Origin of the sequence: Bacteroides salyersiae WAL 10018 = DSM 18765 = JCM 12988, from assembly GCF_000381365.1 — a bacterium.
Lineage (GTDB): Bacteria > Bacteroidota > Bacteroidia > Bacteroidales > Bacteroidaceae > Bacteroides > Bacteroides salyersiae.
Window position 1 is genome coordinate 2654821 of the sequence record NZ_KB905466.1, and the last position, 23043, is coordinate 2677863.

Genomic DNA, 23043 nt, shown 5'->3' on the forward strand with positions numbered 1-23043 from the left:
TGGAATATACTGCCGGTTAAATCTGTCAGGCCGTTTCCGATGACCACTTTCTTAAGGTTGTTACATCCCTCAAATGGGCCATAACCCGATATGCTTTTTACTCCGTTTCCGATAATTATTTCTTCGAGAGCACTGCATTCATAGAATACATATTGTTCGATAGATTCAACTCTGTCCGGAATCGTTATGGCTTTTAATGACGCACAATCATTAAAAGCTCTTATGCCGATAGTTCGTAGAGTGGATGGGAGGACGATATTTTGTAAAGAACTACACTTGTAAAAAGCATTAGAATTTATGTCTGTCAATCCTTCGGGCAATACGATACTTTGTAGCCATTCACTCTCTTGGAGTGCCGCAGAATTGATTGTCAATGTTCCTTTTGGCAATATCAACGTCACCCATGTATTCTTTTGGAATTGCGTATTGATGCTGTTGTTTATAAATGAGGCATCCAATAAGTCCAGCGTCTTGACAGCTGTTAGGTTTTGCTTGATGAAAGCGATATCTGTATCATTAATAACGCCTGTCAGCTTAAGATTGTTGATTTTTGCATAATCGCTCGCTGATACTTGATTGCTGAGGTTCCCCGGACTTGTCACAGCGATGCTTGTTATATCGCTTGTACAATTGGCCCGCAAGGAAACCTCCCGTGTGCCTCCATTGGTTACTATGATAGCTTTGGCTTCAATCAGTCCTTCGGCTGTTACAGTGACGGTGAAAGGGATTGTGCGTGTCTCCAATGCTGGAATATTCTTTTCATAATCTCCTATGGAGAAAATGGTATTGTCGGTTGTTACTTTCGTTATGTTTAGTTGTTCACTACCGATATTGCGGACATTCAGGTTGACCGTTGTCGGTGCATTTTTTACTACATTTCCGAAGTAAAGTTGGGTCTCGCATACAGGGTAAGCGACGCCCGGCATTATGAATGATGTTGGCGACATATAGATATTTTTCACATAGCCGCGATCATCTCCGGTGGTAGCGGAACTACTGTTTTTGTAGCTCCATTTCAAAGTATGCACACCCGTTTTTAGATCATAACTATAAGGGGTATAGTTGGATATAATGCCGGATATATTAGTTACTTGCTTGTTGTCCACATAAAATATCAGTTGGTCGCCATTGACAGACCAGTCGAAAGAAACCGTAGCATCAAATGATAGGTTGAACGTTGTACTGAACCCTACTTCAGAGTTCGCTTCTTTATTACTGCTGGTCACAACCCCGTTTCCCGCAGTTGTCCACGGGGCAGTGGTAGATTCCTGTTCAAAGGTCAGTGGGAAAGAGCCTTCTTTCAGCGCATTGGTGGCAAAAGTGTCATCGTTTGCTTGTGTTCCGTTTATGGCAGCGTAGGTGCTCAGACCTGCCAGGCATATCATACATATATATAAGAATATCTTTTTCATATTACTTTTCTGTTTCGAGGGTTATTTATCCGGATTACCCATATCTCCATCACCCGGTACGGGGTCGATGGCGGTGGTGAATGAGGTGATATTAGAGAGAGTTGTGCCTTGTGAATTTGTGGCAAAAGCACGTACATAGTAAGTGGTACTTGATTTCAGGTCGCTCATGTTCAGAACCATCTGGTCTCCTGTGCCTTCGATGGCTTTTACTTGGTCGTTTTCGCCCGGTTCGTGGTTGGTGCTGCTCCAATAAAAACCTTTCCGTGTGATTTCCTGGTTTCCGTTACTGCTGATACGTGCAGTGACTTTAGCTGTGGTGATTGCCACGTCTGTCACGGAGATATTTCCGAAAGTCGGCTTATTGACGGCATCCGTGGTGAATTGTGCATGGCTATTGTAGGTCACTCCCGCTTCGTTGACGGCATATGCACGTACGTAATAGGTCTTTCCGGGCGTTAAGCCGGTGAGGGTGTGGTTGAGGGCGGTTACGTTGCCTTCAATGTCTTGGTGGGTGTTTTTATCCATATCCGGCTGACTCGTTTCGGTGCTCCAGCAGAAACCTTTCCGGCTGATGGTGCCGTTACCTGCCGAGTAGATCGTGGCGGTAAGTACTGCGCTGTTGATGGTGACGCCTGAGACATTTGTACTATACAGGCCGGGAGCGGTGATTTGAGTGGTGGTGAAACTTTCGCTGCTGCTATATCCCGTACCTACGCTGTTGGTTGCAAAAGCGCGTATGTAATAGAGGGTACCGTGATTCAGCCCGAGCAGTTGCTGCGTGAAGTCGTTGCCTTCAACACTGATCACTTTATCAGAGGTTGTCGGGTTGGGATTCGTTGTACTATAACAGAACCCTTTTCCTGTGACCGGAGAATTATTGTCATTGATAATACTGCTACGCACATAGGCCGAGGTGGTATTGATGGCCGAAATATACGGAATGTCCAACGTGGGTTCGGAAATAGTTACAGTGGTGAAGCTTCCGGCCTGAGAATATCCCGTTCCTGCTTCATTGGTGGCGTAAGCCGTCACGTAGTACGGAGTACCGGGGTTTAGTCCGGTAAATTCATGCAGAAATTCCGTGCCTGTCATCTGTATTTTTTCGCATCCTTGCATGTCCAATCGAGGATTCTGTACGGAGGTGCTCCAGCAGAATCCGCGTTCGGTCACGGTACCGTTGCCGTTGCTGAGCAGTGTGCAGTTGACGCTTGCGCCATCTGTTTTGGGTGTGGAGATGACGAGTGCATCCAGTCGGGGCACTGTGAGCTCCATGGTTTTAAATTCTTTGACGTTCGAGTATCCGGTTCCTTTTTCGTTGACGGCATAGGCTGTCACGTAATAGGTGGTTCCCGGTGTCAGTTCTTCTAACATGTACTTGAAGTCGTCGCCTTCTATTGCTTTATGTTCGCATCCTTCCGTGCCTGTTTGCGGATTGTGTACGGATGCACTCCAACAGAATCCCTGTTCGGTGATTGTACCGCCTCCGTTGCTGGCTATGGCGGCACTGAGGTCGGCTGTTTTGGTAGTAAACGTAGGGGTGGTGATCGTAACTTCCGGCAGTGTCACACTGGTGGTAGTGATGGTGACAGCATTGCCGTATCCGGTTCCTTTTCCGTTGGTTGCATAAGCCCGGATATGATAAACGGTGCCTTCTTTGAGTTTATTGATTTCTCCTGCGAATACATTACTTTCTGTTAAAGGCATTTCTGTCTGTCCGTCGCAAGCACCAAGCATGGGGGTAGAGTTTGTACTGCTCCAGCAGAATCCCCGGGAGGTTACGGCAGAAGTTCCGGCATCGGTCACTTCAGCGGTTACTACGGCATAATTACCGCGTACAGTTGGCTCGTCGTATGTGCGTACAGTTGGCTTTTCCGAATTCTCGGTGCGGATAACGGTTGTTTTGCCGTATCCTACGATGCCTTCGTTGTTCATGGCAAAAGCCCGTATGGTATAGTCGGTAGAGGCGCTCAAATTGCTGATGGTGACTACGAAATCGGTTTCGCCTTCGGGTACGGCCACATTGTTGTCTCCCAATTTAGGGTCGCCTTCGGTTCCTTTGACGTAGCAGACACCTCGCAGTTCGATGCTTTCTGCCCCGCTGGAGATGACCTCGCTTGCGACCGTGATACTTTGATTGTCTTTGGTTCGGAGGGTTATTGCATCCAGTTCGGGCGCATTGTTGGCAACTGTGGCAAACTGCAGAATTTCCGGACTGATGACAGTGGTGTTGCCGCAGGTGATGAAAAGGCAGTAAAAATAGTTCGTTCCCGGAATGAGTTCTTCCAATTGTACTTTTACTTCACCGGATGTTTGCTCTACAAGCACTTTGATTACATCTTTGTCACCCAATGCTTTACTTTCGAGCAGAGTCTTGTTGATGGAGTAGAGGAAGCCGCATTCGGTAATTTCCAGATCGTTTTCTCCGATATTCCCTTTCAGTATGGCGCTTTTGCGTTTAATGTCATCTTGCGGTACTACTTGGATCTCCATTTTCGGGGCAATCCAAGTGGGTTCTGTATCTTTTTCACAACCTCCTGTCAGCCAGATAAAGCACAGGATGGCGATGGTTCGTATGAGTCGTTTCATATCGTTTGAAGTGATTTATGTTATTCTTAGAAAATAATACCTACACCGGCGGTGACCTGGTGCTGTTTGAAATTGATTGTGTTGAATCCTGCCGAAAGCAGGAACCCTTTCAGGCGCAGGATAGCCCCTATTTCTGCCGCTACTCCGGATGCGGAGTGATCGGTGTTTTTATACCAGTTGTCTTCCGTGTCGGCTTCGAGCCAGGCAAAAGTGCGGTTACCGTATCCTACGCCGGCATAGCCATAAAGTGGTTTAGCCAGACGGCGCATATATCCGGCTGTAATGCAGAGGTAGGATTTCTCTGTTCTTCCCGGTTCGTAGATGATGGAGGCGCCTTCGGTGGTCTTTTGGTTATCGTCACATTCACCTACGGTTTTGATCGAGTTGAAGTCACTCTTGAAAGCGGCATAGAATCCGTTGGTGCGTGTAAAACCGATCATGCCGCCGAAGGAGGTTTGCCCGCCACCGCCAAATCCTGCCTGTACCATAATGAGCGTGTTCATCGGAACTTTCGGTTTGATGGTGGATATCATGTGGAAGGTAGGGCGTACGGTTTCTCCGGCGGTTACATTCAGCACGGTGTCTATCGGGAAGTATGTTTGTTTCTCGATACGCACTTTATATTCCTTGATCCCCATGCGGTCACTGCGGTAGGGAGTTTTTCCTACCCGTACGCTGTCGATGTATACGTCGGCATCCTGCTCGGGCAGTGAGAAGATTTCCATGTAACCGAATTTGGGTTTTAATGCAACGCTTTTGGTGACCGGAGTATTACCTAACTTGATGACACCGGCATCGGGCTGATACATCGGTGCTTCCACCCGATAGGTGTGTTCTCCTTTCGGCATGGTTGCGTTGAAAAGTCCGTTTTCCACAGGTACCGGTTCTTCGTCAATGTAAACATTGGCTGTGGCCGGCTCGGGGCGGACTACGAGAAATTGCATGTTACTTTCCGCCACGGGCTTGTTCTGGTCGTCGCTTGTGTTGAGTACCATCTCGTATACGGTTGCCTTTTCGATGATGTCCGGATAGAAATAGTTGCGCAGAATTCCCAGTTTGTCATGCAGGATTGAGATGCGTCGTGCACCACGGGGGACATAAACCCACACTTCTCCTGTCTTGTTTTCGCGGGCTGTAATGCCTAAGGCATCGGGCTCGAACATAAGGTCTTTTTCGTTGGTCACGATGCGTATCAACGCACATATTTCTCCGTTTTGATCCCGTTTCGGTGCTGTGATACGGGCGGTGATGTCGTTTTCCATCCGATTAAAGGAAGTTACCATAATTTTACTCTGTTGGGCCGATAGAATACTCGGACATAAGAACAACAGAAAATAAAAAAGTAAAAACAGATGTTTGAAATTGTTTTGATTCATGTAATAATTGTTTGTTTGCGACAGTCTCCTTTCGCAATCATCCCTAATTTTTTAGAAGTATGGAGACTTTTATATTATTAATACTTCGCCTACAAATGTAGTTAATAAAACAGAAATAAGAAGCATTCATTCTTAAAAAAAATAGTTGCATGCCTTATTTCCTTTTACTTGTTTTTGTTTTGTAACGGTTTACAGTGACAAAATTTATATTAGTGTGCTGTTATTTATTTGTTTAATTTGTGTGACGATTGTGCTTTTGACGGATTTTAACAATATGATGATGCTCCGATGGAGCCTTAACTGTACTGTTGCATTGCACATGTCCCCTTGTACAATAGCTAAAAAGCCTTGGTGGCAAGCATTACGGAGCGGAAGAGCTTGCGATATTACGGAAGGGCTTCGGTGATTGGCACTGCAGAACGGAGAGATTTTTGAAAATGGGAGTCTATGTTCATAACCGGAAGATATGGATTATATGGGAGGAAATATATCTTCCTTATTTAATTCTTTACAGATTGTATAACTGTTATTGTATGTTGACAGTAGTCAATTTATCTATTGGTAGTTGTCGGCTTATCCGTTGACTACTGTCAATCGATCAGTTGATGATTACCGACGGGGAATTATATTTAAAACTTTCTTCCCCTCCCTTCCGCACTTAAATGCCGATGAATAACGAAAAGCGGAAGGGGGAAAGGGGAAATGAATTTCCATGTTTTAAGTTGCTTATGTTTTTGGGAAATACTATATTTGTGCATTAATAACCGAATAATATACAATCGTATGATTACAACACAGTTGCTCCGTCCGGAGAGCATCGTCGTCGTGGGTGCATCGAATAATGTGCATAAACCGGGCGGTGCTATATTAAAGAATCTTATCAATGGTGGTTATCGTGGTGAACTTCGTGCCGTCAACCCGAAGGAGACGGAAGTGCAGGGGATTCCTTCTTTTGCCGATGCCAAAGACATACCCGATACCGATTTGGCGATTCTTGCCATTCCGGCGGCGTTGTGTCCGGATGTGGTAGAAGCGTTGGCGAGCGGAAAGCAAACGAAGGCATTTATCATTCTCTCTGCCGGTTTTGGCGAAGAGACGCACGAAGGTGCACTGCTCGAAGAACGGATTCTGGCAACGGTGAATACATACGGTGCTTCGCTGATCGGGCCGAACTGCATCGGGTTGATGAACACGTGGCATCACAGCGTATTCAGTCAGCCTATTCCGCAATTGAGCTTGCAGGGAGTAGATTTGATTTCCAGTTCCGGTGCAACGGCAGTCTTTATTTTGGAGAGTGCGGTGACAAAAGGATTGCAGTTCAATTCTGTCTGGTCAGTAGGCAATGCGAAGCAGATCGGTGTGGAAGATGTGTTGGAATATATGGATAATACATTTGATCCGGAAAAGGATTCACGGATTAAATTGCTTTATATCGAGAGTATCGGTGATCCCGACCGTTTGCTGTTTCATGCTTCGTCGTTGATCAAGAAAGGCTGTAAGATTGCTGCCATCAAAGCGGGAAGTTCCGAAAGCGGGAGCCGTGCGGCCTCTTCGCATACGGGGGCTATTGCCAGTTCCGACTCTGCTGTCGAGGCTCTGTTCCGTAAAGCAGGTATCGTGCGTTGTTTCTCCCGTGAAGAGTTGACTACGGTAGGCTGCGTTTTCACGTTACCGGAATTGCGGGGGAAGAATTTTGCTATTATTACGCACGCCGGCGGTCCCGGGGTGATGCTGACCGATGCTCTGAGCAAAGGCGGACTGAATGTTCCCCGGTTGGAAGGCCCGTTGGCAGATGAATTAAAATCCCGCCTTTATCCCGGTGCTGCCGTTGGCAATCCGATTGATATCTTAGCTACCGGTACTCCCGAGCATTTGCGGCTTTGCATCGATTATTGTGAAGAGAAGTTTGAGAATATAGATGCGATGATGGCTATTTTCGGTACTCCGGGCCTGGTTACTATGTTTGAAATGTATGATGTGCTACATGAAAAGATGCAGACTTGCCGTAAACCGATTTTTCCGATTCTTCCTTCTATCAATACGGCAGGAGCCGAGGTTGCCGCTTTTCTGGCAAAAGGGCATGTGAACTTTGCTGATGAGGTGACATTGGGTACGGCCTTGTCGAGGATAGTGAATGCCCCGCAACCGGCCACCAATGAAATAGAGCTTTTCGGTGTGGATGTACCTCGTATCAGGCGTATCATCGACTCTATCCCCGAAGATGGTTATATCGCCCCCCATTATGTGCAGGCATTGCTGCATTCCGCCGGTATTCCGCTTGTCGATGAGTTTGTTTCCGGCAATAAAGAAGAGGTGGTTGCTTTTGCACGCCGTTGTGGATTCCCGGTAGTGGCAAAGATTGTCGGTCCGGTACACAAATCCGATGTGGGAGGAGTGGTACTGAACATAAAAGGCGAGCAGCATCTCGCTTTGGAGTTCGATCGGATGATGCAGATTCCCGAGGCACATGCCATTATGGTTCAACCCATGCTGAAAGGTACGGAACTCTTTATCGGTGCAAAATATGAAGAGAAATTCGGACACGTTGTACTTTGTGGTTTAGGAGGTATTTTTGTTGAAGTTTTGAAGGATGTTTCTTCCGGTCTTGCCCCGTTGTCTTATGAAGAGGCTTATTCTATGATCCATTCCCTCCGTGCCTATAAGATTATTCAGGGAACCCGTGGGCAGAAAGGGGTAAACGAAGATAAATTTGCCGAGATCATCGTCCGTCTTTCCACCCTGCTACGTTTTGCCACGGAGATCAAGGAGATGGATATCAATCCGCTATTGGCTACGGAGAAAGAGGTGATAGCGGTGGATGCGCGGATAAGAATCGAAAAAGAAAGATGAAGAGAGGGGAGAATTCTCCCTTCTTTTCACCCTCCCCAATTCTCCCTGTCCAGATTCCGATAGCTGATGGCTTCGGCCAGGTGAGCGGAGAGTATTTGTTCGCTACCTTCCAGATCGGCAATGGTGCGCGATACTTTTAATATGCGGTCGTAGGCGCGGGCGGAGAGGTTGAGCCGGTTCATGGCATTTTTTAGTAAAGTCAGGCCTTTGTTGTCGGGTTGGGCATATTGGGCAAGCAGTTTGCTCGTCATTTGTGCATTGCAATAAATGCCTGGTTGGTCGGCAAAACGGGTATCCTGTATTTGCCGGGCTTTGATAACCCGTTTACGAATTTCTGAGCTTGGCTCGGCAGGATGGTTGTTGGCCATCTCTTCAAAAGGAACCGGCACAATTTCTATTTGTATGTCGATACGATCCAGTAAAGGCCCTGATATTTTATTCAGATATTTCTGCACTTGCCCCGGAGAACAGACACAGGCTTTTGTGGGGTGATTATAATATCCGCAAGGACATGGATTCATAGAAGCGATCAGTGTGAAACTCGCCGGATAATCAATGCTGCATCTTACCCGGGATATAGAGATGCGGCGATCTTCCAACGGTTGACGCAATACTTCCAATACACTGCGTTGGAATTCCGGAAGTTCATCTAAAAAGAGTACGCCGTTATGGGCAAGGCTGATCTCACCCGGTTGTGGAAAATTTCCACCGCCAACCATAGCTGATTGCGAAATCGTATGATGGGGGTTACGAAACGGACGTTTTGTAATCAGTGAGGTGTCTCGGCTCAGTTTTCCGGCTACGGAATGTATTTTGGTGGTCTCCAGACTTTCACCGAGAGACAGAGGCGGCAGGATGGACGGTAAACGTTTGGCCATCATGGATTTCCCGCTTCCGGGTGCTCCGATCATAATAAGATTATGCCCGCCGGCCGCCGCCACTTCTAATGCTCTTTTTACATTTTCCTGCCCCTTGACATCTGCAAAGTCGTATTCAAACTCTTCCTGGCGGGTATAGAACTCTTCCCGTGTATTGACGATCGTGGGCTGTAACTCGCATTTCCCGTTGAAAAATTCGATGACCTCTTTGATATTCGTAACTCCGTATACGTTCAGGTTATTGACGACTGCCGCTTCACGGGCATTCTGCAGGGGAACGATCAGTCCGTCGAATTTCTCTTCCCGTGCTTTGATAGCTATGGGAAGTGCCCCTTTGATCGGTTGTATGCTACCGTCGAGACTTAGTTCTCCCATGAGTAAATAATGGGGCAGTTTCTCGGAAGAGATGGTTTCATTGGCAGCAAGGATGCCTATGGCAAGCGGGAGGTCGTAGGCCGAACCTTCTTTACGAATATCTGCTGGTGCCATGTTGATGACTATATTGCTGGTGGGCATTTTGTACCCGGTCACTTGCAGGGCGGAGATGATACGTTGATGGCTCTCTTTTACGGCAGAGTCGGGCAGACCTACCAGATAGAACATGCAACCTCTTGAGCTGTTTACTTCGATGGTGATAAGGGTTGCGTTTATACCTTGTACGGCCGCTCCGAATACTTTTATGAGCATGTTTTTCTTAGTAATTTAAGGGCAATTATTTCTTTTCGTTTTTCTTTAGCACTTCTTCCACTTTGTGGCTTAGGCTGTCTGCCGGGATATCTCTTGCAAGTATTCTTCCGCTCGGGGATACGAGTATGCTGACAGGCAGCTTCTGAACGGCGTATTGTTTGGCTGTTTCCATGTCCCATCCGGTGAAGGTACATACCTGTTCCCAGTTTAATGTGTCTTGTTTGATTTTGTTTTTCCAGGCTTTCTTGTCTATATCGAGTGAAATGCCGAGTATCCCGAAATCTTTGCTCTTCTTGTATTTGGCGTTTATCTTGCGCAGTTCGACATTTGTGGAGTCACAGTCTTCGCACCAGGATGCCCAGAAGTTGATAAGCAGATACTTATCTTTAAATTGCCCTGTGCGGGTTATTTTTTCTCCTTTTTCATTGGGGATACTGAAGAATGGCGCTGCTTTGTCTTTATTTACTTTTTCCAGTTGGCCGATATATTCTGTAAGTTGTCCGATACGAGGTTTGTCCTGTAAGATTCCGGCCATGATGTTGATAAGCTCTTTAATTTTATCGAAATCGGGGTTTTCTTTCTGAACAAAATATTTGTCGAGCAGATAGATACTGGCAAAAGAAAAGTTGTGTTGGCGGATAAATGTTTCGGCTTTTTCTTCAAGTGCTTTATCCGACGGGGTGTCAAGCTCTTGCAGGCTGGCTTGAAAAGCGGAAAACTCTTCGTTATAGATGTTACCGTTGATGTTCAGGCAGCTCAGATTATTTACGTTTCCTGCTATTTTTATTTTATTCTTTTTATCAAGGAAAATGGGGTATTCCGTATTTTTTTTAAATAATAATACGGCAGAAGTAATGGTATCTATTTTGAGGGAATGAGAGAATTTGTCTCCTTTTACGCAGATAGTATCTATCTGTTCGTAAAGTCCGTCCACCCCATACAGATAGATTGTGTCATTACCCAGTCCTTTAATTTCTCCGGTGATACTTGTTGTGTCGGCTTCCTTTTTGCAGCCTGTCATGCAGAGTATCAGAATGAACAGAATATTAATCTTCTTCATTTTCCATTTCTTTTCTGCGAAAGTACGTGTTTTTACAGATAAAAAAAAGAATTGCCCGCCATTTGTCTGGCGGGCAACTCTCTTTTTTATTATTACGTATAAGATATTATCTTATTTGATAATGTTCATGAAGTCTGAATTTGTGAAATATTTAGCAAATTCAAGATCTGTTGCAGCTTTCTTTGCCAAAGAAGAATCTTTAGCAACAGCGTTCTTCAAGCTGCTTGTCAACATAGACTGATTGTTAGTTCTTGCACCCAGAACAGCCATCAGATAATCTGTATAAGCATCCGGCTTTTCAATGTTAGCCAAAGTGTTTTTAGCTTTGTTGTAGTCTTTAGCCAAGATCTGAGCAAGTGCGGCACTGTTAGTCTTAGCATCACCGAATGAGTTTACTGCTCTTTCATACTGACCTTGTGCGATATACAGGTTACCCAATGTTTCGCCTAATTCTTTAGCACCGGCAGCTTTGCCTAAGTATGCTTCAGCAGCATTCTTGTCGCCTTTAGCCAAAGCAACAAGACCGAGGTTCATGTTTACTTCAGGAGCAGCCTGGATGTTTGCAGCTTTCTTCAGGTAAGATTCTGCTTTGTCGATGTTACCGGCTTGATAAGCTAATTTACCAAGGTTGTTGAATGCACGGTAATCGTTCGGGAACAGCTCAGTAGCTTTTGTATAGATAACTTCTTTCTTACCGTTGTCGTTAGTCAGAGTTGCGGCATACAACAGTTCTTCCAGTGTCAGTTCTTTCGGATTAGAAGCAGCCAAAGAAGCGATTTCGTCGTCAGACTTACCGATGATTTCATAGTTCAAAGTCAAACGAGAACGACGCAGTTGCGGCAGGATTTCGTCAGCCAAAGTTTTGTAAACAGAAGAGATGTTTTTGATTTCCTGTTCTCTTTGTTCAGGATCCTGATACATAGACAATACGCGAAGGATCAGTTCTTTGTCCTGGATGTTTGATTTAGAAACCAATTCCTGGAAACCTTCCCAGTCCTGAGCAGTATATTTTGAATCGATAGGAGCGTCCACTTTTGCTTTCTTCAAGTCTTTGCTCAACATTTTAGTAGTGTTGCTTTCACGATTTTCAGCCAAACCTGTGTTCAGTTTCACACCACCGTCAGGAGATGCATAAGCAGATACCTCGATGTTGCTGATCTTCTTGTTGGCAGCTTCGTTTACTTCAGCTACTTCCTTATTGAATTCTTTAGCAGTCTTCAATTCGCTTGCACGGATGTTAGCCTGTTGGATAAGGAACATGATGTTCGCATTGTGCTTTTCTTTGATGATACGTTGGAAAGCGTCGTCACCGTTAGCAGGATTGGCACTTTGCAGTGTGTTTTCAACCAATTCGGATGTCGAGATCACACCATCAGCAATTTTAACGGCAGGAATAGTAACAGTTTTGTTACCGATCTTTGCGTTGAATTCAAGATACAATTCAGACTTAGCCATTTCAGGAACATAGTCGAATGAAGTCTTCATTGTGTAGTTTCCACCTACTTTGTAAGAAATAGTTTGGTCGTTACCTTCCACTTTTTCGCCTTGGAATACAGCTGGCTGACCTTTAGCTTCGCCGCCGTTCCATCTCAGAACCGGAGTTACTTCTACAACCGCTTTCTTGTTGAAATACTTTTCAGGGAATTTTCCATTGATGGTTACGGGAACCTTACCAGCTACTGCCTCCAGCACTTGCGGAGTCGTAGTGAAGTAATCAGATGATAATTCACCCATTTTCTTGTTACATGACGATAATGCAACAACCAATGCCATAAGTAAAGGCAAATACAGCTTCTTAATCATTTTAGGTATAATTTAAATGTTTGTAATTGAAATATTCGTCTATTCGTTCACACATCTTTTCCCATTAACCCGGAAAAAGTAACGCAAAGATATTAAATCTTAAGATATATATATAAACAAGGTATTGTTTTTATTATAATTTAATGAAATCAGCCTTTCTTTTCTTGTCGATATTTAATATTGCGCGGGTGATGCTCTATTATTTCACTCCGCAACATGTTCCGGTCGATGTGGGTATATATTTCGGTGGTGGCAATGGATTCGTGTCCGAGCATACACTGGATGGCACGGAGATTGGCCCCTCCTTCCAGCAGATGAGTGGCGAAAGAGTGGCGAAAAGTGTGCGGACTGATGTTCTTGGTGATACCTGCGGTCTGTGCCAATTCCTTGATGAGATGGAACACCATGATGCGTGATATGTTTTTACCCCATCGTGCCAGAAAAACATAATCTTCGTATTCTTTTTTTATTTTTCCACGGTTACGGTCTGTGAAATAGAGTTTAATTTCTTTAATGGCTCTTGGTGAGATGGGGACTAACCGTTGTTTGCTTCCTTTGCCTTCCACCTTTATGAAACCTTCGTCGAAATAGAGATCGGAGAGTTTCAGATTAGTCAGTTCCGATACACGCAGACCGCAACTGTACAGTGTTTCAAGGATCGCCCGGTTGCGTTGGCCTTCGTTTTTACTCAGATCGATGGCGGCGATGATGGAGTCGATCTCTTCTACGGTAAGTACTTCCGGTAACTTTAAACCGATTTTAGGCCCTTCGAGCAATTCGCTCGGGTCGGCTTCCAGATAATCTGCCATAATCAGGAAATGAAAAAAAGACTTAATGCCCGAGATGATCCGTGCTTGTGAACGCGGATGAATGCCGATGTCGTGCAGTCCGGCAGAGAAACGTTCCAAATCGTCCAGGCATACATCCGATATCTCTATATTTTCTGATTGTAGAAAATTAAGCAGTTTATCCAGATCGGTCATATAAGCATCCAACGTGTTTTTGGATAAAGACTTTTCCAGTTTCAGATATTGTTGGTACTTCCTGATTATCAGAGCCGCCGTATCCTTCTTTTCTGTTTTTTCGTTTACTTTCATTTCTTTTTTCTACCTTTGCCCCGCGAAGACAGGTTGCCCCTCGGCAAAATACAAATAAATTTGCTACTGCATTCGGTTTACGCTATCTTTGCATCTTGAAATAATGTTCTCGGGACAAAGGTATTAAAATTAGTAGGATTGTGTTATGAGGATACAAATTATTAATGGCCCCAATATTAATCTGCTGGGCAAACGTGAACCTTCCATATACGGAAGTGTTACATTTGAAGACTATCTGACCGGTCTTCGTGAAACGTATAAGGATATAGAGATTAACTATTTTCAATCTAACATTGAGGGAGAAATGATTGATTGCATCCAACAGACCGGATTTGAAGCGGATGGTATCATTCTGAATGCGGGAGCTTACACGCATACGTCTATTGCATTGCAGGATGCTATTCGTTCGGTGACGGCTCCGGTGATAGAGGTACATATCTCTAACGTGCACAGTCGCGAAGCGTTTCGTCACGTTTCCATGATTGCCTGTGCGTGCAGAGGGGTTATCTGTGGTTTCGGACTCGATTCGTACCGGCTGGCGCTTGAAGCTCTGAAAGGATGCGCCGGTGAATAATGCGCCGATGTGTTCATGAAAGGTATGTACTAATGTCATAATGGTAAAGAATATAATAAAATAAGTATAGATAAATATAATTAATGTGTGGCTATGCCGAACGGTAATCGGCTATGAATGCATTAACAAATTAAACAATTATTCAAGATGTTGCTGAAACAGACCAAAATCGTAGCTTCCATCTCAGACAGGCGCTGTGATGTAGACTTTATAAAACAGTTGTTCGATGCCGGAATGAACGTTGTTCGTATGAATACGGCTCATGCCAGCCGTGAGGGTTTCGAGGCATTGATTGCCAATGTGCGTGCCGTTTCAAATCGCATTGCTATCCTGATGGATACCAAAGGTCCGGAAGTGCGGACTACCGCGAATGCGGAACCGATTCCTTACCAGATCGGTGAAAGAGTGAAGATTGTCGGTAACCCCGATTTGGAAACGACGCGTGAGTGCATTGCCGTTTCATACCCCAATTTTGTGCGCGATCTCAATGTAGGTGGAACCATTCTTATCGATGACGGTGATCTGGAACTTCGGGTGATCGATAAAACGGATGACTATCTGATATGTGAAGTTCAGAATGAAGCAACTTTGGGTAGCCGTAAAAGTGTGAATGTGCCGGGTGTACGTATTAACTTGCCTTCGTTGACGGAAAAAGACCGTAACAATATATTGTATGCCATTGAAAAGGATATTGATTTTATCGCCCATTCGTTTGTCCGTAACAGGCAGGATGTGCTCGATATCCGTGAAATACTTGATGCGCATAACAGTGATATTAAAATTATCGCCAAAATTGAAAATCAGGAGGGAGTGGATAATATTGACGAGATACTTGAAGTGGCCGATGGCGTTATGGTAGCGCGTGGTGACTTGGGTATCGAGGTGCCGCAGGAACGTATTCCGGGCATCCAGCGTACGCTTATCCGCAAATGTGTATTGGCTAAGAAACCGGTCATCGTGGCTACGCAGATGCTGCATACGATGATTAATAATCCGCGTCCGACTCGTGCGGAGGTTACTGATATCGCCAATGCCATCTATTATCGTACGGATGCCTTGATGCTGAGTGGTGAAACTGCTTATGGGAAATATCCGGTGGAAGCCGTGAAAACCATGACGAAAATTGCTGCACAGGCGGAAAAGGATAAGTTGGAAGAAAACGATATCCGCATTCCGTTGAATGAGAATAGCAATGACGTGACGGCTTTCTTGGCGAAGCAGGCTGTGAAAGCAACGGCGAAATTGAAAATGCGCGCCATCATTACCGATAGTTATAGTGGACGTACGGCCCGTAATCTGGCTGCTTTCCGTGGTAAATACCCTGTATTGGCTATTTGTTACAAAGAGAAAACGATGCGTCATCTGGCTCTTTCCTATGGTGTGGAAGCGATTTATATGCCGGAGTTGGCAAACGGACAGGAGTACTATTTCGCAGCTTTGCGCCGTTTGCTGAAAGAGGGACGTTTGCAGCCTGCCGATATGGTAGGTTACTTGAGTAGCGGTAAAGCCGGTACGCAGACTTCTTTCCTTGAGATCAACGTTGTGGAAGATGCGTTGAAGCATGCGGAGGAAACGGTACTGCCTAATAAAAACAGATATTTGTAATTTGAGATTGGACGATTTACGATTGAAAGAACTATTGTCTTGTGATAGCAGTGTAATTTTAATCGTAAATCGTAAATTGTCCAATCGTCAATCCTTCCACTTGTATAGTCTTGATTTCACTGATGTATGGAAACTATTGATGAATATATCTTGCGTCATATTGACGACGAAGGTGATTACCTGAAGGCGTTGTATCGGGATACTCATGTCAAGTTGCTTCGTCCCCGTATGGCTTCCGGGCACTTGCAAGGGAGGATGCTGAAAATGTTTGTCGAGATGATCCGTCCCCGGCAGATACTTGAGATAGGAACTTATAGCGGATATTCGGCTCTTTGCCTTGCCGAAGGCTTGAGTGAGGGAGGAATGCTTCATACATTTGAGATTAATGACGAGCAGGAGGACTTTACCCGCCCTTGGTTGGAGAAGTCCGCTTATGCTGATAAGATAAAGTTTTATATCGGTGATGCTCTTGAATTGGTGCCGAAGTTGGACATTACGTTCGATCTTGCTTTTATAGACGGGGACAAGCGTAAGTATATCGAATATTATGAGATGACACTTGCCCATCTTTCTACGGGTGGTTATATTATTGCAGATAATACATTGTGGGACGGCCACGTATTGGAGGAACATCCGCACAATAATGATTATCAGACTATCGGTATTAAGGCATTTAATGATCTGGTGGCTTGTGACTCTCGGGTGGAGAAAGTAATTCTTCCTTTGCGTGACGGGCTGACGATTATCCGCAAGAAATAAAATAGATATTTTTATTTATGGTGTCATTGAAATATCCATATATCTATTGAGTCCATGATCCCATTTTCCCATATAGTAAACTTCTCTCATGCGAAATGGGGCATTGCTGTTCAGCGCTATTATTGATTCATTATTCCTGAGTATTCTTTTAGAGAGAACAAATAATACCGGTTCGGTTTGCCGCAAAGATAGCTTTGTGAGTGTAATTCAATAATGAAAACTAAAAATAAGCTATAAATCATTATCCAAACGATATATTTCTGTAACTTTGTGTTCTATACAGGCAGGCTGGAATAGCCTTTGCAATAGAAAAATTACGTTGAACAAACTAACATGTATATTTATGGAAACAACCCGTCAAAATAAAATATCCCGTTTGTTGCAGAAAGAATTGAGTGAAATATTCTTGCTTCAGACAAAGGCGATGACCGGTGTATTGGTATCGGTAAGTGCGGTACGTATCAGTCCCGATATGAGCATTGCACGTGTGTATCTTAGCATTTTCCCATCCGATAAGGGGGAGGAGATGGTGAAGAATATTAATAACAATATGAAATCTATCCGGTACGAACTCGGTACGCGTGTCCGTCACCAGCTACGTATCATCCCCGAATTGAAATTCTTTGTGGATGATTCATTGGATTATATCGAGAAAATAGACTCACTGCTTCAGAAGTGAATCTCCCTTTCTACATAGCCCGGCGTTATCTTTTTTCGAAAAAGAAGCACAATGCCATTAATATCATTTCCGGTATATCAGTATGCGGGGTGGCACTTGCTACGTTAGCGTTAGTCTGTACGCTTTCTGTTTTTAACGGTTTTCAGGATATGGTGGCCAGTTTTTTTACGGCTTTTGATCCGGAGCTGAAAATCACGGTTCGTGAAGGGAAAGTATTTGACGCACAGGACGAACGTATACAAGCGATCCGGGCTTTACCGGAGATTGCCGTGTTTACTGAAACCTTGGAGGAAAATGCGATGGTACAGTATAAAGACCGGCAGACGATGACTGTAATAAAAGGGGTGGAAGATAATTTTGAGGAACTTACGGCTATCGATAGTATTCTTTATGGCTCCGGTGAGTTTTTGCTCCATGATTCTATTGTGGATTATGGTGTGATGGGCATTGAACTGGTCTCGACTTTAGGTACCGGCATCCAGTTTGTTGATCCGTTGAAGATTTATAGTCCGAAGCGGAATGCGAAGGTGAACATGGCCAATCCTTCCGCTTCTTTTAATATGGATTATCTTTTTTCTCCCGGTGCTGTTTTTGTGGTCAATCAGCAGAAGTATGATAGTAACTATATCCTTACTTCCCTTGCGTTTGCACGACGGATGCTCGATTATACGACCGAGGTTTCTGCCATTGAATTGAAACTGAAACCAAATGCCGGCGTATCTTCCGTCAAATCAAAAATCGCTTCTGTGCTGGGTGATGATTTTGTGGTGCAGGATCGTTATGAACAGCAAGCGGATGTGTTCCGTATCATGGAGATCGAAAAATTAATCTCCTACCTTTTCCTTACATTTATTCTGATGATCGCTTGTTTTAACGTAATCGGTTCACTTTCTATGCTGATCCTCGATAAAAAAGAAGATGTAGTGACTTTACGTAATTTGGGAGCGGACGATCGGCTAATTTCCCGAATATTTCTTTTTGAGGGGCGGTTGATCTCTCTTTTCGGTGCTGTATCCGGAATTGTATTGGGCTTGGCTCTTTGCCTGATACAGGAGAAATTCGGCCTTATCTCTTTAGGTGGGGGAGGCGGTACGTTCTTGGTGGATGCTTATCCGGTCAGTGTCCATTTCTGGGATGTGGTATTGATATTTGTAACGGTACTTACAGTCGGCTTTCTTTCGGTATGGTATCCGGTACGTTATTTGAGTAAACGATTACTTTCACATTGAAGAATATAATCAGTTTTGTCTAATTATATTGTCTGATTGGATACCTGTTTTTATTAAGATAATGATGGCTTTGGACTTGAAAATAGGATACAAAAATGGCGGTTTGCAAGTATTTGTATATCAGTGTGTTATATGATGACTTTTTCCCTCTACGAGAAACAGAGTGAAACTCTACGGGAAATGAGGCGAAACTCTACGACGAACTGTTCGGATGTTTATAAGATGTGACAATCAGGTAGATGAGAAAGACGTTCCTTCTCTGTTTTTTTGTACAATTATTTTCTTAGGCTGATTTTCCTGTTTCTTTTGTTTACTCTCTTTATATAAACAGAACTGCCTGTCAATATTTACCGATTATTATCGGTAAATATTGACAGGCAGTTCTGGCCGGAGTTATAAAGACATTGCTTTATAGGCTATTTTATTGAACTGCTACTTTATAGCTCTTAACCTTGTTGTCTGCTGTACGGACAGATACGATATAGATACCGGATAAATGTACAGGGACTTCAATACTTTGTCCGGTCTCGCCGTTGGTGATCACCTGTCCGGTAGCAGTACTCACTGAATATGTGCAGTCTTCGGTCGGTATGATTGTAATGTTTGTACCAGTGGCATAAACTTTGGCTATATTTGCATGGTTTTCTTTCACACTCGTACCTCGTGTTATAACGCAGGAAGTCGTTTTGTAAGGTTCTCCATAATTTTCATAATCGGGATATGCTCTGGAAGAAATCACACAGTAAACAGCGTCGTCCGGTATAGTTATAAATTGGAATTTACACCCTTCTGTTATCGTATAATCCGTTCCGGATTCGAGTTGCTCGTTACTGCCTTGCAGATACCATTCGAAAGTAGGATAAACCCCATTGGCGAAATAAGAGCTTTGTAACCCTTTCTTTTTCACATACCAATCAGAAAAATCGATCGTTTCGTCGGTTGTATAGCTGCTCTCCAGTTCATATTTCATTACTTTTTCTTTCTGGTAGATATAGCTCATTTTGATTTTCTCGCCTTCCGGGAAGGTCGGCATGGTCAGATAATTGTAAGAGCAATCGATTTCCAGAACTTGGTTCGGGTTTTCCGGAACGGTTATTTCAGTCAGTTCGTTGTACGAACAGTCCAGATAAGTCAGGTTGACGCATGAGCTTATATCCAATGTCTTTAGCCCGTTTTCTTTGCATGTCAGAGAGGTTAGTGTAGACGGGTCTGACGGCAGAACCACCTCTTTGATTCCACTACAATTCAAAACCTGCAGAGCGGTGTATTCTCTTAAGTTTATGTCGGTCAATCCGGTATACTCACAGCTCAATTCCATTAGAGCGGTTTTTGCAGTCGGGAGAATCAGGCTTGTAAGCTTGGTATTGGCTTTACAGATCAGTTTGCTTAACTTACCGCATGCATTGACGTCCAATGTTTCTAATGAAGAATTATTGGTGATTTCCAATGAGTTTAGATTACCGTACTTGTTTAGGTCTATCGTTTTCAGGGATAATCTTTTTAGAGTAACGTTTTCCAATTTTTCCGTTTCATCCGGTAGGATAATAGTACCTGTTCCGTATGGGGCGTAATTCAAGCTTCTTAGTCCGGTCCACTCATGTATATCGAGATTTTTGATACTGCTGTTGTCAATCGTCAGATTTTCGATGGTCGTGACATCTTCGGGATATGTGAATGTAGTAATCTTGGAACTTTCTTTCACGATGAGCGTTTTTAAGGCTGTACATTTGCTTAGATTAACCTCTGTGAGATAGTCACAGTAAGCCAAAGACAGTTCTTTGATAGCAGAGGCTTCCCCGTAAATCTTGATAACTTTTGTTCCGGTGGGAGTACCTTGTATCGAAGTTCTGGTTGTATTTATGGTCTTGTCGACCAAAGTGCCGTCTCCCCAATCTATTTGAATGGAGGTATTATCTTCGGCAGCTCCGATAGAGAAGCCGATCAGGTTTTCCTTGGAGGTTGTCAGTGTAATAGCCGGATCGGGTGCTTTCTCTATGATAATATTGGTGGTACGATAAGGAGAGCCATAGTCCTGATAAGCTGGATAGCCCTTGGAAGCAATCACGCAATAAATATCGTTTTCGGGAACTGCTTTAAATTTGAATTTGGCCGGTTCTACTACTGAATAATCCGTTCCTTCTACGAGCGGCTCACTGCTTCCATTCATGTACCAAGTGAAGGTAGGATAGACTCCTTCCGGAAAGTAGGAACCTTTGATTCCTTTTTTCAAGACATAGAGTTCTGACAGATCGATGATATCGTTTGTGCTATATTTCTCACTTAACGTATATCGGGATACTTTTTCCCGTTGGTCCATATAAGATAATTCTATGTTCTCTCCTTCGGGGAAATTGGGCATAAACAGGTAGTTATAGGAGCAATCTATGCTTATGGTCTGACCCGGATTTTCGGGAACCCGTATTTCGGTTAACTGGTTGTATGAGCAATCCAGATTGGTCAGGTTGGTACATGTGCTTACATCCAGTGTTGTTAATCCGTTCTCTTTGCAAGTCAAGGAAATTAAAGTCGACGGATCTTCTGGTAAAACGGTTTCTGCGATTCCGCTACAGTTCAAAATCTGAAGATGAGTGTATTCTTTTAAATTAATGGTTGTCAATGCAGTATACTCGCAATCCAATTCTGTCAAAACATTTCTGACAGTGGGCAGGGTAAGGGCTTTAAGTTTGGTATTTCTTTTACAAATCAGTTTTGCCAATTTGCCGCATGCATTTACATCCAGTGCTTCCAGTGCGGATAGAGAGGTTACTTCGAGTGTAGTTAGGTTGACGTATTTATTCAGGTCTATGGTTTTCAGAGATAGTTTGCTTAAGACAAGGCTTTCCAGCTTTTCCGCTTCATCCGGTAATACGATGGTGCTGGTGCCATAAGGTATATATTTTAAATTCTTTAGCCCTGCCCAATCATGTACATCTATGTTTTTTATACTGCTGTTATCAATGGTCAGGTTTTCAATGGTGGTTACATCTTCAGGATATGTAAACGCGGTAATTCTGTAGCTGTCTTTGACGGACAGGGTTTGCAACGCTGTACACTTGCTTAGATCGACCTCTGTGAGATAGTCGCAATAAGCTAAAGATAATTCTTTGATTTTAGAGGCATCTGCGTAAATCCTGATGATTTTTGTTCCGGCAGGTGTACCTTGGACGGATGTTTTAGTCGTATTTATGGTTTTATCAACCAAAGTTCCGTTCCCCCAGTCTATTTGGATAGAGGTGTTGTCTTCGGTGGCTCCGATGGAGAATCCGATGGGGCTTTCTTTGGTGGTAGTCAAGGTGATAACCGGATCGATCGCTTTTTCTATTACAACATCAGTGGTACGGTATGGCGAACCGTAGTCTTGATAGGCAGGATATGCTTTAGAAGCAATCACACAATAGATTTCGTTTTCGGGAACTGTGCTGAATTTGAATTTGCCCGGTTCTATTGTCAGGTAATCCGTTCCTTCTACCAACGGTTCACTGCTTCCGCTCATGTACCAGGTGAAAGTGGGGTAAACCCCTTCTGGAAAATAAGAACCTTTGATTCCTTTCTTCAAGGCATAGAGTTCTGACAGGTCGATGATGTCGTTCGTACTATATTTTTCATTTAAAGTATACCGTGATACTTTTTCCCGTTGGTCCATGTAGTATAAGGTGATTTTTTCACCTTCCGGAAAATTCGGCATGATCATGTAATTGTAGGAACAATCTACGGATAAATTATTGACAGGGTTTTCAGGGATCTGTACGGAAGTCAAATAGTTGTATTGGCAGTCCAGGTTAGTCAGTTTGGTGTATTTGCTGACGTCCAGAGTGGTCAATCCACATTGCATCAAAGTTAAATCGTCCAATGCATCACTGTTTTCCGGGAGTATCAGTGTTTCCAATGTTGCATTCGAATTGGAAAGATACAACGTTTTGAGTTTCGAACATTGGCTGGCATCAAAAGAGCCCAAGTTGATATAACGGCAATTTACTTTCGTCAATTGGTTTTCTGCAGAAGCAGGCAATGTAATTTCGGTTATATTCGGACTGCTTGAGCATGATAACTCCGTCAAGGCCGTGCATTTGCTGAAATCCAGTGTCTTGAGAATCTGATTAGAGGATACTTCAAACTTTTTTATCAAAAGGGCATCTCCGTATACCGCTATTGAGTTTGATGTGGCAGAACCACTGATAGCTGTTCCGGTAGTCTTGACCGTTTGTTCTACCGGTCCTTCTCCAAAATCTATCTGAAAGGTCGTTTCTTCAGTGGCATACAGTTTGAAGCTTATCTTGCCGGGTGTACAAGTCATACCGATGATCGGTTCGTTCTCACTCTTCTCAGCCCATGCCCCGATGACTATCAGTGACATAAGACAGGTGATTAGTAGTCGTTTTTTCATACTCTTTTGATATGTATTAGTGGTGAATAAAAATTGTCCGGTACGTTAAACGCGGGGTTTAACG

General features: G+C 43.9%; 14 protein-coding genes. 6 read left to right on the forward strand and 8 right to left on the reverse strand.

Annotated elements, in window-relative coordinates; translation table 11 throughout:
• The 3 genes from HMPREF1532_RS20545 to HMPREF1532_RS09785 form a co-directional block, all read right to left on the reverse strand.
• The coding region (locus HMPREF1532_RS20545; protein WP_005928392.1) for a leucine-rich repeat domain-containing protein at window positions 1-1412 on the reverse strand (1412 nt) is incomplete at its 3' end.
• 21 nt (window positions 1413-1433) lie between these two features.
• Window positions 1434-3998 (reverse strand): fibronectin type III domain-containing protein, encoded by a 2565-nt coding sequence (locus HMPREF1532_RS09780; RefSeq protein WP_005928395.1) that lies wholly within the window; start codon window positions 3996-3998, stop codon window positions 1434-1436.
• A gap of 26 nt (window positions 3999-4024) precedes the next feature.
• A complete protein-coding gene (locus HMPREF1532_RS09785) occupies window positions 4025-5374 on the reverse strand; it encodes a PEGA domain-containing protein (RefSeq protein WP_005928398.1) in 1350 nt (449 codons plus the stop codon).
• Window positions 5375-6157: 783 nt separating this feature from the next.
• On the opposite strand from HMPREF1532_RS09785, the gene HMPREF1532_RS09790 reads away from it, so the two are divergent.
• Window positions 6158-8224 carry an acetate--CoA ligase family protein gene (locus HMPREF1532_RS09790; RefSeq protein WP_005928401.1) on the forward strand — a complete coding sequence of 689 codons (2067 nt, stop codon included), beginning with the start codon at window positions 6158-6160 and terminating at the stop codon, window positions 8222-8224.
• A 26-nt stretch (window positions 8225-8250) separates the two neighbouring features.
• On the opposite strand, the gene HMPREF1532_RS09795 is transcribed toward HMPREF1532_RS09790, so the two are convergent.
• The 4 genes from HMPREF1532_RS09795 to xerD form a co-directional block, all read right to left on the reverse strand.
• Window positions 8251-9789 (reverse strand): YifB family Mg chelatase-like AAA ATPase, encoded by a 1539-nt coding sequence (locus HMPREF1532_RS09795; RefSeq protein WP_005928404.1) that lies wholly within the window; start codon window positions 9787-9789, stop codon window positions 8251-8253.
• A gap of 25 nt (window positions 9790-9814) precedes the next feature.
• The gene (locus HMPREF1532_RS09800) at window positions 9815-10849 is read right to left on the reverse strand and encodes a TlpA disulfide reductase family protein (protein WP_005928407.1); all 1035 of its coding nucleotides are present in this window, start codon (window positions 10847-10849) and stop codon (window positions 9815-9817) included.
• A gap of 111 nt (window positions 10850-10960) precedes the next feature.
• Window positions 10961-12652, reverse strand: a complete 1692-nt coding sequence (locus HMPREF1532_RS09805) for a tetratricopeptide repeat protein (RefSeq protein WP_005928409.1) — start codon at window positions 12650-12652, stop codon at window positions 10961-10963.
• Window positions 12653-12801: 149 nt separating this feature from the next.
• Complete coding sequence (gene xerD, locus HMPREF1532_RS09810) at window positions 12802-13749, reverse strand: site-specific tyrosine recombinase XerD (RefSeq protein WP_005928411.1); 948 nt, start codon at window positions 13747-13749, stop codon at window positions 12802-12804.
• Window positions 13750-13894: 145 nt separating this feature from the next.
• Here xerD and aroQ point away from each other — a divergent pair, with 145 nt between their 5' ends.
• The 5 genes from aroQ to HMPREF1532_RS09835 all read left to right on the forward strand — a co-directional run bounded on the left by aroQ (window position 13895) and on the right by HMPREF1532_RS09835 (window position 18595).
• The gene (gene aroQ / locus HMPREF1532_RS09815; protein ID WP_005928413.1) at window positions 13895-14323 is read left to right on the forward strand and encodes a type II 3-dehydroquinate dehydratase; all 429 of its coding nucleotides are present in this window, start codon (window positions 13895-13897) and stop codon (window positions 14321-14323) included.
• A 147-nt stretch (window positions 14324-14470) separates the two neighbouring features.
• The gene (pyk, locus tag HMPREF1532_RS09820) at window positions 14471-15928 is read left to right on the forward strand and encodes a pyruvate kinase (protein ID WP_005928415.1); all 1458 of its coding nucleotides are present in this window, start codon (window positions 14471-14473) and stop codon (window positions 15926-15928) included.
• A 126-nt stretch (window positions 15929-16054) separates the two neighbouring features.
• The gene (locus tag HMPREF1532_RS09825) at window positions 16055-16687 is read left to right on the forward strand and encodes an O-methyltransferase (protein WP_005928418.1); all 633 of its coding nucleotides are present in this window, start codon (window positions 16055-16057) and stop codon (window positions 16685-16687) included.
• A 343-nt stretch (window positions 16688-17030) separates the two neighbouring features.
• The gene (gene rbfA, locus HMPREF1532_RS09830; RefSeq protein ID WP_005928421.1) at window positions 17031-17366 is read left to right on the forward strand and encodes a 30S ribosome-binding factor RbfA; all 336 of its coding nucleotides are present in this window, start codon (window positions 17031-17033) and stop codon (window positions 17364-17366) included.
• Window positions 17363-18595, forward strand: coding sequence for an FtsX-like permease family protein (locus tag HMPREF1532_RS09835; protein WP_005928424.1), 1233 nt, complete (start codon window positions 17363-17365; stop codon window positions 18593-18595). Before rbfA ends, HMPREF1532_RS09835 begins: the two co-directional genes overlap by 4 nt.
• A 421-nt stretch (window positions 18596-19016) precedes the next feature.
• On the opposite strand, the gene HMPREF1532_RS09840 is transcribed toward HMPREF1532_RS09835, so the two are convergent.
• On the reverse strand, window positions 19017-22979 hold the full coding sequence (locus HMPREF1532_RS09840) for a leucine-rich repeat domain-containing protein (protein WP_244266419.1): 3963 nt from the start codon (window positions 22977-22979) through the stop codon (window positions 19017-19019).
• Window positions 22980-23043 lie beyond the last annotated feature (64 nt).